The sequence below is a fragment of the Herbaspirillum sp. VT-16-41 genome (genome assembly GCF_001994935.1).
Classification (GTDB): domain Bacteria; phylum Pseudomonadota; class Gammaproteobacteria; order Burkholderiales; family Burkholderiaceae_D; genus Herbaspirillum; species Herbaspirillum frisingense.
Genome location: NZ_MUXB01000022.1, coordinates 94,720 through 108,302, shown reverse-complemented (window position 1 = coordinate 108,302; position 13,583 = coordinate 94,720). Strand labels below are relative to the sequence as shown.

At 64.1% G+C, this 13,583-nt stretch carries 9 protein-coding genes and 2 tRNA genes; 8 read left to right on the top strand and 3 right to left on the bottom strand.

The window, feature by feature from the left end; translation table 11 throughout:
* Window positions 1–3 precede the first annotated feature (3 nt).
* From nirB to BTM36_RS03200, 6 genes are all read left to right on the top strand, one after another.
* Complete coding sequence (nirB, locus tag BTM36_RS03225) at window positions 4–2,577, top strand: nitrite reductase large subunit NirB (protein WP_077235203.1); 2,574 nt, start codon at window positions 4–6, stop codon at window positions 2,575–2,577.
* Between the two features lie 209 nt (window positions 2,578–2,786).
* Window positions 2,787–3,149, top strand: coding sequence for a nitrite reductase small subunit NirD (gene nirD / locus BTM36_RS03220; RefSeq protein WP_077235202.1), 363 nt, complete (start codon window positions 2,787–2,789; stop codon window positions 3,147–3,149).
* 1 nt (window position 3,150) lies between these two features.
* A complete protein-coding gene (locus tag BTM36_RS03215) occupies window positions 3,151–4,392 on the top strand; it encodes an NAD(P)/FAD-dependent oxidoreductase (protein WP_077235201.1) in 1,242 nt (413 codons plus the stop codon).
* A gap of 16 nt (window positions 4,393–4,408) precedes the next feature.
* Complete coding sequence (locus BTM36_RS03210; protein WP_077235200.1) at window positions 4,409–7,189, top strand: nitrate reductase; 2,781 nt, start codon at window positions 4,409–4,411, stop codon at window positions 7,187–7,189.
* Window positions 7,190–7,257: 68 nt separating this feature from the next.
* Window positions 7,258–7,334: transfer RNA gene (locus BTM36_RS03205), tRNA-Pro, on the top strand.
* Between the two features lie 113 nt (window positions 7,335–7,447).
* Window positions 7,448–7,524 (top strand) — tRNA-Arg (locus tag BTM36_RS03200).
* A gap of 553 nt (window positions 7,525–8,077) precedes the next feature.
* Here BTM36_RS03200 and BTM36_RS03195 read toward each other — a convergent pair.
* Entirely contained in the window at window positions 8,078–8,464 is a 387-nt protein-coding gene (locus BTM36_RS03195) for a hypothetical protein (protein ID WP_077235199.1), read from the bottom strand.
* A 274-nt stretch (window positions 8,465–8,738) separates the two neighbouring features.
* Between BTM36_RS03195 and BTM36_RS03190 the strand changes: the two genes are divergently transcribed.
* Complete coding sequence (locus BTM36_RS03190) at window positions 8,739–9,983, top strand: S9 family peptidase (RefSeq protein ID WP_077235198.1); 1,245 nt, start codon at window positions 8,739–8,741, stop codon at window positions 9,981–9,983.
* 148 nt (window positions 9,984–10,131) lie between these two features.
* Here the strand turns inward: BTM36_RS03190 and BTM36_RS29410 are convergent, their stop codons facing one another.
* A complete protein-coding gene (locus BTM36_RS29410; protein ID WP_306460528.1) occupies window positions 10,132–10,665 on the bottom strand; it encodes a hypothetical protein in 534 nt (177 codons plus the stop codon).
* Between the two features lie 500 nt (window positions 10,666–11,165).
* On the opposite strand from BTM36_RS29410, the gene BTM36_RS03180 reads away from it, so the two are divergent.
* Window positions 11,166–12,095 carry an amidohydrolase family protein gene (locus BTM36_RS03180; RefSeq protein WP_077235197.1) on the top strand — a complete coding sequence of 310 codons (930 nt, stop codon included), beginning with the start codon at window positions 11,166–11,168 and terminating at the stop codon, window positions 12,093–12,095.
* A gap of 107 nt (window positions 12,096–12,202) precedes the next feature.
* Here BTM36_RS03180 and BTM36_RS03175 read toward each other — a convergent pair whose 3' ends face one another.
* The gene (locus BTM36_RS03175) at window positions 12,203–13,525 is read right to left on the bottom strand and encodes an MFS transporter (protein ID WP_077235196.1); all 1,323 of its coding nucleotides are present in this window, start codon (window positions 13,523–13,525) and stop codon (window positions 12,203–12,205) included.
* Between the last annotated feature and the right edge of the window lie 58 nt (window positions 13,526–13,583).

Here is a 13,583-nt window from a genome sequence, read left to right as displayed (position 1 = left end):
CCCATGAAGATCATCGTCATCGGCCACGGCATGGTCGGCCACAAGTTCCTGGAAAGCCTGGCCGAAAGCGGCGCCGGGGAACTGCAGGTCACCATCCTGTGCGAAGAACCGCGCCCGGCCTACGACCGCGTACACCTCTCCGAATTCTTCGCCGGCAAGAGCGCAGACGACCTGTCGCTGGTGGCACCGGGCTTCTTCGATGCCGGCCGCAGCGCCGTGCAGTTCGACCTCAAGCTCAACGCCAAGGCCCAGCAGATCGACCTGGAACGCAAGCAGGTGCTGGTCAACGTGGCCGGCGTGGAAGAAACCCTGTCCTATGACAAGCTGGTGCTGGCCACCGGCTCCTATCCCTTCGTGCCGACGGTGGCGGGCAACCAGCGCAAGGACTGCTTCGTCTACCGCACCATTGAAGATCTGGAAGCGATGCTGGAATGCGGCACCCGTTCCACCTCCGGCGTGGTCATCGGCGGCGGCCTGCTGGGCCTGGAATGTGCCAAGGCCCTGCGCGACCTCAAGCTGGAGACCCATGTGGTCGAGTTCGCCCCGCGCCTGATGGCGGTGCAGGTGGACGAAAGCGGCGGCCGCGTGCTGCGCCAGAAGATCGAGGAACTGGGCGTGACCGCCCATACGCAAAAGAACACGGTCGAGATCGTCGATGGCAAGCAGCACACCCATCGCATGAACTTCGAAGATGGCTCGCACCTGGAAACCGACATGATCGTCTTCTCCGCCGGCATCCGCCCGCGTGACGAACTGGCGCGCAGTGCCGGCCTGAAGGTGGGCGACCGGGGCGGCATCGTGATCGACAACTGCTGCCTGACCTCGGACCCGGCGGTCTATGCCATCGGCGAATGCGCGCTGTGGAACGGCAAGATCTTCGGTCTGGTCGCGCCGGGCTACGACATGGCCCGCACCGCCGCCAAGCATCTGCTGTCGCACCGCGACGACGCCATCGAAGTGCCGCAATTCAACGGCGCCGACATGAGCACCAAGCTCAAGCTCATGGGCGTGGACGTGGCCAGCATTGGCGACGCCCACGGCAAGGAAGCCGGCAGCCGTTCCTACCAGTTCACCGATGAACGCCGCCAGATCTACAAGAAGATCGTGGTCTCCGAATCCGGCAAGCACCTGCTGGGCGCGGTGATGGTAGGCGATGCCGCCGAATACGGCACGCTGTTGCAGATGATGCTGAACAAGATCGAACTGCCGGAGGCGCCGGAATTCCTGATCCTGCCGCAGTCCGACGGCAAGGCCAAGCCCGGCCTGGGCGTGGATGCGCTGCCGGATTCGGCGCAGATCTGCTCCTGCAACAATGTCTCCAAGGGCCAGCTGTGCGCCGCTGTCGCTTCTGGCGTGACCAATATCGGTGATCTGAAGGCTTGCACCAAGGCAGGCACGGCCTGCGGCGGTTGCGTGCCATTGGTGACCCAGGTCATGAAGGCGGAAATGAAGAAACAGGGGATAGCGGTCAATAACCATGTCTGCGAGCACTTCCCCTATTCGCGCCAGGAAATCCACCATCTGGTGCGCGTGGGCCAGATCAGGAGCTTCGACGAACTGCTCGCCAAGCACGGTCGCGGCCTCGGTTGCGACGTCTGCAAGCCGATGGTGGCCAATGTGCTGGCCTCGCTGTGGAACGACTTCGTGCTCAAGAAGGAGCATGCCAGCCTGCAGGATTCCAACGACTACTTCCTGGGCAACATCCAGAAGGATGGCACCTACTCGGTGGTGCCGCGCATGGCCGGTGGCGAAGTCACTCCCGACGGCCTGATCGCGGTCGGCCAGATCGCCAAGAAATACGGCCTCTACACCAAGATCACCGGCGGCCAGCGGGTGGACCTGTTCGGCGCCCGCGTGGACCAGTTGCCCGATATCTGGGAAGAACTGATCGCCGCCGGCTTCGAGACCGGCCACGCCTACGGCAAGTCGCTGCGCACCGTCAAATCCTGCGTCGGCTCGACCTGGTGCCGCTATGGCGTGGGCGATAGCGTGGGCTTCGCGGTGCGCCTGGAAAACCGCTACAAGGGCCTGCGCTCGCCGCACAAGATCAAGTTCGGCGTCTCCGGCTGCACCCGCGAATGCGCCGAGGCGCAAGGCAAGGACGTGGGCATCATCGCCACCGACAAGGGCTGGAACCTCTACGTCTGCGGCAATGGCGGCATGAAGCCGCGCCATGCCGAGCTGATCGCCTCCGATCTGGACGAAGCGACCCTGGTCCGTTATGTGGACCGCTTCCTGATGTTCTACGTGCGCACCGCCGACCGCCTGCAACGCACCAGCACCTGGCGCGAAAACCTGGAAGGCGGCCTGGACTACCTCAAGAGCGTGGTCATCGACGACAAGCTGGGGATCGCCGCCGAACTGGAAAGCGAGATGCAGCATGTGGTCGACACCTACGAATGCGAATGGAAGAAGGCCGTCACCGATCCGGAAACCCGCAAGCGCTTCCGCCACTTCGTCAACAGCAAGGCTGCCGACGGCAACATCAGGTTTGTCGAGGAACGCGGCCAGATCCGTCCGGCCACCGTGGCGGAAAAGAAGTTGCTCGACATCCCCGTCGTCGTCGAGACCGTGTGATATCCGGCCGTCGTCGCGCCTTCGATACGTCGCTGCGCGACTACTCAGTCCGAACGGGCGTCACCGGACAAAGAACCGTTCGTTCTGGTGACTACTCAGTCCGAACGAGCGTCGCCGGACAAAGAACCGTTCGTTCTGAGTAGCGGCAACGCCGCGTATCGAAGACGCACCCGAAGACGCACCCGCCGTACAACCATCAGGAGCACCGCATGCACAGCGACCAACAAATCCAGCACTGGACCCCGATCTGCGACCTGGCCGAGATCGTCCCCAACACCGGCGTGGCCGCCCTGATCGGCGACCAGCAGGTGGCGATCTTCCACGTCATCGACCATAGCGCGGGCCAGGCGCAGGCACGCGTCTTCGCCATCGGCAACTACGACCCCAACGCCGACGCCGCCGTGCTCTCGCGCGGCCTGGTGGGCAATCTGGGCGAACGCATCGTGGTGGCCTCGCCGATCTACAAGCATCACTTCGACCTGACCACCGGCGAATGCCTGGAAGAACCCGCCCACTCGGTACCGGCCTGGCCGGCGCGCATCGAGCAGGGCAAGGTCTGGATCGGGGCCTGAGATGGAGACCGGGGCCGACAAGCGTGCCGCCAAACCATCGCTGGTGGTCATCGGCAATGGCATGGCCGGCATGCGCACCGTGGAAGAACTGCTCAAGCTGGCGCCGGACCTGTACGACATTACCGTCTTCGGTGCCGAGCCGCACGGCAACTACAACCGCATCATGCTCTCGCCGGTCCTGGCCGGGGACAAGAGCATCGATGAGATCATGCTCAACCCCCGCGCCTGGTACGACGACAACGGCATCACCCTGCACGCGGGCGACCCGGTGATCCACATCGACCGCCGCCAACGCACCGTGCATGCACGCTCCGGCCTGGCGGTGAAGTACGACCGCCTGCTGCTGGCCACCGGCTCCACGCCCTTCATCATCCCGGTGCCGGGCCATCAATTGCCGGGCGTGATCGCCTTCCGCGACATCCAGGACGTCGATACCATGCTGGAAGCGGCCCGCACCCACCGGCATGCTGTCGTCATCGGCGGTGGCCTGCTGGGGCTGGAAGCGGCCAATGGCCTGATGCGCCAGGGCATGGAGGTGACCGTGGTCCACGTCACCGATGCCCTGATGAACCAGCAACTGGACAAGCCCGCCGCCGCCCTGCTCAAGAAGGCGCTGGAAGACCGTGGCCTGCGCTTCCTGCTCAATGCCCATACCGAGGAAATCGTCGGGCCGGACCGCGTGACCGCGCTGCGCTTCAAGGATGGCAGCAGCATCCCGGCCGACCTGGTGGTGATGACCGCCGGCGTGCGCCCCAATATCGCCCTGGCCAAGGCCGCCGGCCTGCACTGCGAACGCGCCATCATCGTCGATGACACCCTGCAGACCTACGACCCGCGCGTCTATGCCGTGGGCGAATGCGTGCAGCACCGCAAGGCCACCTTCGGTCTGGTGGCGCCGATCTGGGACCAGGCCCGCGTCTGCGGTGCGCACCTGGCCGGTGCCGGCCATCGTCGCTACGTGCAGCAGGCCACTGCCACCAAGCTCAAGGTGACCGGGGTGGACCTGTATTCGGCCGGTGATTTCATCGGCGGCGAGGATACCGAAGACCTGGTGGTGCGCGACCCGCGCCGCGGCATCTACAAGCGGCTGGTGTTGCGCGGTACGCGCCTGGTGGGCGCGGTGCTGTATGGCGACGTCAAGGACGGGCCGTGGTACTTCGACCTGATCCAGAGCGGCCGCGACATCAGCGCCTTCCGCCGCGAACTGCCCTTCGGCCAGGCCATGTGCCAGCAAGCCGCCTAGCTCCAAAGGAAACTTCATGAATCTCTCCCAGACCCCGCTCGCCCTGGCCGTGACGACCACCCGCACCACCTGCCCCTATTGCGGCGTGGGCTGCGGCGTGACGGCATCGCTGAAAGAGGACGGCAGCCTGGGCATCAAGGGCGACGAGCAGCACCCCGCCAACCTGGGCCGCCTGTGCGTGAAGGGCTCGGCCCTGGGCGAGACCGTCGATCTCGATGGCCGCCTGCTGCACCCGCAGCGCCGCAACGCCCAGGGCGAACTGGAGCAGGTGTCCTGGGACGATGCCCTGGACGAAGTCGCCGGCAAGTTCGCCGCCATCGTCGCCCAACACGGACCGGATGCGGTGGCCCTGTATGTCTCCGGGCAGTTGCTGACCGAGGACTACTACATCGCCAACAAGCTCATGAAGGGCTACATCGGCAGCGCCAACATCGACACCAATTCGCGCCTGTGCATGTCTTCGGCCGTGGCCGGCCACAAGCGCGCCTTCGGCGAAGACCTGGTGCCGATCTGCTATGAAGACCTGGAACTGGCCGACCTGGTGGTGCTGGTGGGATCGAACGCTGCCTGGTGCCACCCCATCCTGTTCCAGCGCATCGCCCGCCTGAAAGAAACCCGCCCCGCAATGCGCCTGATCGTCATCGATCCACGCCGCACCGCCACCTGCGAACTGGCCGACCTGCACCTGCCGATCAAGGCTGGCACCGATGTCTGGCTGTTCAACGGCCTGATGAGTTACCTGGCCCATCGCGGCCTGCGCGACAACGCCTTCATCGGCGCCCACACCAACGGCTTCGACGACGCCCTGGCGGTGGCCGACGCCGACTGCGCCGATCCAGCCACGGTGGCGCGTATCTGCAAGGTGGACCTGCAGGACCTGCTGGCCTTCTACCAGGCCTTTGCCGAGACCGACAAGGTCGTCACCGGTTTCTCGATGGGCGTGAACCAGTCCTCCGCCGGCACCGACAAGGTCAACAGCATCATCAACTGCCACCTCGCCACCGGCCGCATCGGCAAGCCCGGCATGGGACCGTTTTCCATCACCGGCCAACCCAACGCCATGGGCGGACGCGAAGTCGGCGGCCTGGCCAACATGCTGGCGGCCCACATGGACCTGGAGCAGCCGCTGCACCGCGAGATCGTGCAAGACTTCTGGCAATCCCCACGCATCGCCGACAAGCCTGGCCTGAAGGCGGTGGACATGTTCCGCGCCATCGAGGACGGCCGCATCAAGGCGGTGTGGATCATGGCCACCAACCCCATGGTCAGCCTGCCCGACGCCGATCTGGTGCAACGCGCCCTGCAGAAGTGCGAACTGGTGGTGGCCTCGGACGTGGTCACCCAGACCGACACCAATGCCTACGCCCATCTGCTGCTGCCGGCCCTGGCCTGGGGCGAGAAGGATGGCACGGTCACCAATTCCGAACGCCGCATCTCGCGCCAGCGCGCTTTCCTGAGCGCCCCCGGCGAAGCCCGTGGCGACTGGCGCACCCTGTGTGACGTGGCGCAGCGCATGGGCTTCGACGGTTTCGACTTTGACGGCCCGCATGCCATCTTCGACGAACATGCCCGCCTGTCGGCCTATCGCAATGGCGAGGCCCATGCTGAGACCGAACCGGGCAAAGTGCGCCGCGTCTTCAACCTGGCCGGCCTGACCGGCATGGACCGCAGCAGTTACGACACCCTGGCACCGATCCAGTGGCCGGTGCAGCGCCTGTCCGATGGCAGCGTGGCCGGCACGGCGCGGGTGCTGCAGGACTACCGTTTCAGCACCGCCGACGGCCGTGCGCGTTTTGTGCCGACCGCGCCGCGCAGCCCGCTGCATGCCGCCTGCGAAGACTACCCGCTGATCCTCAATACCGGGCGCGTGCGCGACCACTGGCACACCATGACGCGTACCGGCAAATCGGCCACCCTGGGCAGCCACATCGCTGAATCCTTCATCGACATCCATCCCCAGGACGCCCTGCTCTACGGTCTGCGCGAAGGCGGCCTGGCGCGCATCAGCAGCCGCTGGGGCGCCATGGTGGCGCGGGTGCAGCACGGCGGCGGCATCCCGCGTGGCGCAGTCTTCGTGCCTATCCACTGGAACAGCCAGTCGGCCTCGGACGCCCGCGTGGGCGCGGTGGTCAACCCGGTGGTCGACCCGGTCTCGGGCGAGCCCGAGTTCAAGCACACGCCGGTGGCCATCGAAGAATTCCGCGTCGGCTGGCACGGCTTCATCCTCACCCGCCATGCACTGGCACTGGACGACATCACCCACTGGACCCGCGTGCAGGGCCGCGACTTCCTGCGCTATGAGCTGGCCGGCCGCAACCAGATCAACGACCACACCGCCTGGGCGCGCAGCTTGCTGGGCGTACGCGACGACGACGCCGACTGGCTGGAATATGAAGACCTGAGCGACGGCAGCTATCGTGCCGTACATGTGGTGGATGACCGCATCGACATGTGCCTGTTCATGTCCGCCCGCCCCGACCTGCCCTCGCGCTCCTGGCTGGCTGGCCTGTTTGCCAAGGACAAGCTGGAAGAAGCCGACCGCGTCGGCCTGCTGGTGGGCCAGCACATCGAAAAAGGCGCCGACACCGGACCGACCGTCTGCTCCTGCTTCGGCGTGGGCCGCAACACGATCTGCGACGCCATCAGGAAGCAGGACCTGGAAGAAGTCAGCCAGGTCACGGCCTGCCTGAAGGCCGGCGGCAACTGCGGCTCCTGCGTGCCGGAGATCAAGAAACTGCTGGTGGAAATCAGGCTGCAGAAAGTGGCCGAATCCCGCGAGGGAGAGGCGGTTTCCTGAGGCATTGTTGAACTTGCCTGCAAACCTTGTTGACCATTCGCAAGAGATGCTGCTATTATCTCGCTTCTCGGAGTGTAGCGCAGCCCGGTAGCGCACCTGGTTTGGGACCAGGGGGTCCAAGGTTCGAATCCTTGTACTCCGACCACACTTGAAAAACGGGCTGTTTTTACAGCCCGTTTTCCTTTTCTGGCTCGCTGGTGGAATTGCGGTGACGCACTGATGCAGTCGCACCCCGCCCTTCCCGCCAGCCACGCCGAACTGCCCTTAGCTCAACTGGATAGAGCAATGGCCTTCTAAGCCATAGGTCGGGGGTTCGAGTCCCTCAGGGCAGGCCATATCTCTGGCATATTTCCATTCCATATCAAGCACGCGATATCTCATCAGGCAGAACGCATTCGCCGCGCTGATGCCACCCCTGCTTTTTACCAAGCTGCCACACCAAAACCGGACCATCAGGAACTGCACTGCCGCAGGACAATGGTGTAGAGGCAGGTGCTCATCGACGACCACGAAAAAAAGACGACCCTCAGGTCGGAATGCCGTTCAGTTAAGCTTGTTACGAGCCCGAAAGTTTGCTCAGACTCTGCTCGCGCCACCCCTGACCGTTCGTCCTGAGTAGCGGCGTAGCCGCGTATCGAAGGCGCGCCACAAGCTGAGCAGCGCCCCTTCGACAGGCTCAGGACAGGCTTCGATACGGCCCTAGAGGGCCTACTCAGTCCGAACGGTTTCAAATGGTTTGAAGATAACTAAGCAAAATCTCTGCGCCAAAGTCATCTGGCGCAGCGATTTTTTCTTAACTGAACGGCATTAACCCTCAGGTCGTCTTTTGTCGTGGCATCTGCTGTCAATGCAGCCAGCCTCCAAGCGGCCGCGCTGCCGATCAGGACATCAGTTGCTCAATGCCCACTTGCCTGCACCGTTCTTGCAATAGCGCAATTTCAGTGGCTCGGTGCCGCGCTTGCTGCTGACCATCAGGTCCACCTTGGCGCAGGGCGGGGTGCCCTGCTCGAAGGTCGGCGTGATCTTGGCCGTGGTAGAGGGCTTTGGGCCATCGGTCCACTGCGAGGTCTTGCCGCTCACGCCTGCATCCAGCGACGCCGTGATGGCGGCATAGAGGGAATTGATCTGTTCCTTCTGCAGATCGGCCACGGCCGTATTGGCGAAGAAGTCCAGGTTCGCCTGCGCATGTGCCTGATGGCTCAGGGCGGCGCAGATCAGCCCAGCTTGGGCGACCAGCTTCAGGAAGCGGAAGCGGGAGTGAGTAGGCTTGTTCATGGCTTGCTCGTTTCTCGAAATCGGGAGGTGAATGGCGCCGTCCGCCATCGGAGGGAGGGGAGCGACGTTCCAGACCGTGTTTATACCAGATGTCATGGCGCCTCCAAACTGGCGCTTGCAAGGTAAAGCTCCCGCTTTTCCTGCTTTGTGCTGTGCCCCGGCTCGTCATAATGCGCCAGGCTGGGCATGCGTCGTACGCGTCTCAGACCTGCCGCACAGCGCCGGTACAAATGATTGCAGCAATGCATTTCCAATACAAACATAAGGGGTAGCGATGAAGTCATGCCTGATGCGTACCAGCATGGTGCTGGGAATACTGAGCGCCGTGTTGTCCGTCCTGCCTGCGCCGGCGGGGGCACAGAGTCCGGCCACCACGACCGTGCAGGCGGTGGCCTCAGGCGTGCGCGTCCAGCTGATTGGCCGCTGGGATGTCGACAAGCTCAATACCATTCTGCAAAAGGACACACCGGCCTTCTCCGGCGTTCCTGTCACCTACTCGCCCGCACGCAACGCCGTGCTGCTGTATCGGGTGACCTATCCCTCGGTCATCCCGGAGCGCGGCAACCAGCCCATCCTGGCTTCCGGCCTGCTGGCCCTGCCTGATACCCCGGCCAAGTCCTACCCGCTGGTCTCCTACCAGCATGGCACGGTGTATGGGCGCCAGCAGGTGCCGTCCTTCCCCGATCAATCGCCTGAAACGCAATTGATGATTGCCCAGTTTGCCGGCCAGGGCTATGCACTCATCGGCGCTGATTATTTCGGCATGGGCATTTCCGGCGAACCGGAGGGCTACATGGTCAAGGGCAGCCATCAGCAAGCCACCTATGACATGCTGCTGGCCGCGCGCAGCGTGCTGGCCAGCATGGGCGTGCGCGAGGACAAGCTGTTTCTTTCGGGCTGGTCCCAGGGCGGTTTCGTGACCATGGCCTTCCTGGAAAAGCTGGAAGCGGCCGGCATCAAGGTCGATGCGGCGACCACTGCCAGTGCACCACTGGATGTCTTCGCGCTGCTCGAAGGTTTTCTCACCTATCCGCGTCCCAATGATGCGGACTGGCTCAACAGCATCGTGATCCTGTCGGCATTCGCCTTCGAAAATTATTACGGCGTACCTGGCCTGGCACGCTCGGTGCTCAACGACGCCTCCTACGAGGTCGCCCAGAAAGCCTACAATCGCCAGCCCTTCAACGTGGCCGACATTCCAACCGACCTGCACAAGCTGATGCGGCCGGAATATTTCGATCCGCAATACTTCGCCCGGTCCGCCTATGGTCGCCTGATCGCGACCACCCAGGCCTATCGCTGGGTGATCCGCTCCGACGTGCGCAATTACTATGGTGAATCGGATGAAGCCATCACACCCGGCGTGGGTCGCATGGCGATGACGTATGCGCAGGCCATGGGTGCCGGCAATCCGCATGTGCAAGCGGTATCCACCGGACCGACCACGCATCGCGGGACCTTTGCCACGGCCGTGCCCTCCTGGAAACGCTGGTTCGATGACAAGGTGGCGGGCAAGTAAGGAGTCGGCCTGGCGGCGCATGCCGGGCCTCTCAACGACAGACTTTTGCTGATGCGACTGCGGCAGCCGTGTTGTTCGGCGCCCGGTCAGCTAAAGACTACGGCTGGGGCAAGGCATTCAGTCCGGCGACAGCAATGCGTCGTACCCATCAGGGAAACGTCAACTCCAACCCCAACATCTTCGCGACGTCATACGTCACCACCCCCAACCCCACCAGCAAGATCAAGAAGATCACGATCACCGTCGCCGCTCCCCGCAGCACGGCGCGCCTCTCCTTGCCTTTTTCCTTTTCTTTCTTTCCTTGGTCGTAGTGCCATTTGATGGCGTAGAACATGCCCGTGCAGAGCACGCCGAGCTTGAAGATGACGAAGACGATAGGGACCCAATCCATGATGCGTGTTTTCCAGTTGCGGGCAGTGACGAAAAAAGCCGATAGCGCTGCAGTTGCCTGAGCGCTATCGGATACCACCACAGTCAAAACCCTTGTTGATGGGGCGCCCTCCACTGCGGCGCCAGCCTTGAATCCGAAGTCGGGCCTGTTCCCACTAAATCTGCGAGATGCGTTGCACCCAGAAGGCGTGGTGGCAAGGCGCCCGGTAAGGCTGGTGGTGGTACCACCAGCCTTACCGGGCAACGCCGCCAGCGCGCCTTCTGGGCGCAACCCTCCGGGAGAGGCCGGCAAGCGTCGCCTGCCGTTGTTGCAGCTCCTTGCCGTAGTACCACTACGGCGCGTCGCTGCGCCTAGGCAGTCAACACTTGACGACCTCTCGCACTCGCAGATTTAGTGGGAACAGGCCCCAGCACAGGTGTGTCACTGTCCCGGTAACACTTGTTTTTAGCCATTCTAACCAGCTAGCGTCCATACATCCAGAAGACAAGATCCATACAAGATCGCGATCCGGCCCCGATGCCCGGATTCAGCGCCCTACCCCCCCGCCCTGTGCAGACCGGCCGGCAGAATAGCAAGGTGATCGGCGGCGTGTCTGACAGCATGTCGCCCTGCAGGCTGAACGCAGACAGGACGCGCCGGACGCACCCATTCCCGCCATTTATCGTTGGGAAAATAAAAGGAAATAGTCCTGCTTCCTCCCCCTCGCTAGACTCCCGCACAGGCAGGCCACGCGCGCTCACATCCTACGCCTGTGCCGCTCATGCCGACAACAACAATCACCAGGGAGACCCATGGTCAACAGAAGACGCTTCATCGCGGGCAGCCTGCTCGCGTGCTCCGGCTTGCGCATTGCGCAGGCACAATCCGTTCCCAACTCAGCCGGCACCGAGGCACCGCGCCTGAAGGCGCCAGCGCTGGCGTGCGACAGCCATCACCACATCTATGACGCGCGCTTTCCGGTGTCGCCGCACTGGCGCGGCGGGCGTCCGGATGGCGCTACCGTGGCCGACTACCGGCTGCTGATGGCCAAGCTGGGCATCGCGCGGCATGTGGTGGTGCAGCCTTCCACCTATGGCAGTGACAATCGCTGCCTGCTGGATGCGCTGGCCCAGTTCGGCCAGCAGGCACGCGGCATCGTGGTGATCGAGGACGATGTCGATCTGGCCCAGCTGCAGGAGATGGATCGGCTGGGCGTACGTGGAGTGCGGGTCAATTTCCTGTCGGCGCAGAGCTGGGGCGTGACCACGGTCGACCGCCTGCGTCGCACGGCGGAGCGCATCGCGCCGCTGGGCTGGCATGTGCAGGTGCTGATGTCGGGGGCGCAGATCGCGCAGCATGAGGCGGTGCTGGCCGCGCTGCCCACGCCGGTGGTGATCGACCATCTGGGCCGCATCCCGCAGCCGGACGGGCTGGACCATCCGGGCGCCAGGGCGATCCTGCGCTTGCTGGAGAAGGGCCATGTCTGGATCAAGCTGTCCGAGCCGTATGCCGATACCTTGCGCGGGGCGCCGGATTATCCGGATACCAGCCTGCTGGCCCGCGCCTATCTGCAGGCGGCGCCGCAGCGCACGCTGTGGGGCAGCGACTGGCCGCATCCGACCGAGAAGATCAAGCCGGACGATGCCGTGCTGTTCGACCTGCTGGCCGACTGGGCACCGGACCCGGCGCTGCGCGAACAGGTGCTGGTGAGCAACCCGGCGGCGCTGTTCGGCTTTCGCTGATCTGCCTGGACTGGTGCCTCAGGCGCCAGTAAAAAACGCCTTGCATTCGATTGAACGCAAGGCGTTTTTGTATGGGTGATGCGGATTGCGTTGTGAGCGGGTCCTGCTCAGCGCACCGCCTCCTTCATCACGCCGCTGCCCTGCGAGCGCGCCTTGCGCGACAGGAACAGCAGGATCCCCACGCTCACCACCGACAGGCCCACCATCGGCAGCAGGGCCATGGCGTAGCTGCCCGTGGCGTCCTTCACCCAGCCGTAGACGTTGACCATCAGGCCGCCGCCGATCAGGTTGGAGACGGCATTGATGCCCGCCAGCCCGGCCGCTGCCGAACCGGTGGCCAGCCAGCTGGAGGCCATGGCCCAGAACGGTCCCTTGAAGGAATAGGCGCCGATCAGCACCATGGTCAGCAGCAGCACCACCGGCACCAGCGAATTGGCCAGGGTGGCCATGGCCAGGCCGCCGCCGATCAGGATCAGCGGGATGGCGGTGTGCCAGCGACGTTCGCCGCTACGGTCGGAATGACGGCCCCACCACACCATCAGCACCGAGGCGATCAGGTAGGGAATGGAGTTCACCAGACCGGTCTGCATCACCGTCAGGCCGAAGGACTTCAGCAACTGCGGCTGCCAGACGTTGAGCACCGAGCCGGCTGCCGAGGCGCAGGCGCAGACCAGCGCCATGCCCCAGACGTGCGGCTGGCTGAACAGCTTCCACAGCGGCACATGCTGCTTGGCGGCGCGGCCGGCGGCCTCCTTGTTCATGGTGGCGGTCAGCCAGTTGCGCTGGCGCTCGTCGAGCCAGCGGGCCTGTTCAGGGCGGTCGGTCAGGAAGCGCAGACAGACCACGCCCAGCAGTACCGTGGGCAGGCCTTCCAGCATGAACAGCCAGTGCCAGCCACGCAGGCCGCCGATGCCATCCATCTGCAGCAGCAATGCCGAGATCGGCGAGGCAATGAAGCTGGCCGCCGGGATGGCCACCATGAACAGCGCCACGATACGGGCGCGGTAGGCCGAGGGCACCCAGTAGGTCAGGTACAGCACCACGCCGGGGAAGAAGCCGGCTTCGGCTGCACCCAGGATGAAGCGCACCACGTACAGGGAGTTCGGCCCTTGCACCAGGGCGGTACAGGCCGAGATCAGGCCCCAGCTGATCATGATGCGCGCCAGCCATTTGCGGGCGCCGAACTTCTGCAGCGCCAGGTTGCTGGGCACCTCGAAGATGAAATAGGCGATGAAGAACAGGCTGCTGGCAAAGCCGAACATCTTGGGCGAGAGCCCGAGGTCGTGGTTCATCTGCAGCGCGGCCATGCCGATGTTGCCACGGTCGATGAAGGCAAACAGGTAGCACAGCATCAGGAATGGCAGCAGCCGCCAGGTGACCTTTTTTACGGTCTCCTGCTCCAGCTGCTTGTCGTCTTGGATGGTCTCCATGTGTCTCTCTCGGAAGGCGGGCGCCGCCTGTGTCGGCGGCTGGCCCGGGGGTGATTAT

Excerpts from the sequence above, each read along its gene's own strand:
- nirB (WP_077235203.1), top strand. The coding sequence starts at position 4 with ATGAAGATCATCGTCATCGGCCACGGCATGGTCGGCCACAAGTTCCTG.
- nirD (WP_077235202.1), top strand. The coding sequence starts at position 2,787 with ATGCACAGCGACCAACAAATCCAGCACTGGACCCCGATCTGCGACCTG.
- BTM36_RS03215 (WP_077235201.1), top strand. The coding sequence starts at position 3,151 with ATGGAGACCGGGGCCGACAAGCGTGCCGCCAAACCATCGCTGGTGGTC.
- BTM36_RS03210 (WP_077235200.1), top strand. The coding sequence starts at position 4,409 with ATGAATCTCTCCCAGACCCCGCTCGCCCTGGCCGTGACGACCACCCGC.
- BTM36_RS03195 (WP_077235199.1), bottom strand. The coding sequence starts at position 8,464 with ATGAACAAGCCTACTCACTCCCGCTTCCGCTTCCTGAAGCTGGTCGCC.
- BTM36_RS03190 (WP_077235198.1), top strand. The coding sequence starts at position 8,739 with ATGAAGTCATGCCTGATGCGTACCAGCATGGTGCTGGGAATACTGAGC.
- BTM36_RS03180 (WP_077235197.1), top strand. The coding sequence starts at position 11,166 with ATGGTCAACAGAAGACGCTTCATCGCGGGCAGCCTGCTCGCGTGCTCC.
- BTM36_RS03175 (WP_077235196.1), bottom strand. The coding sequence starts at position 13,525 with ATGGAGACCATCCAAGACGACAAGCAGCTGGAGCAGGAGACCGTAAAA.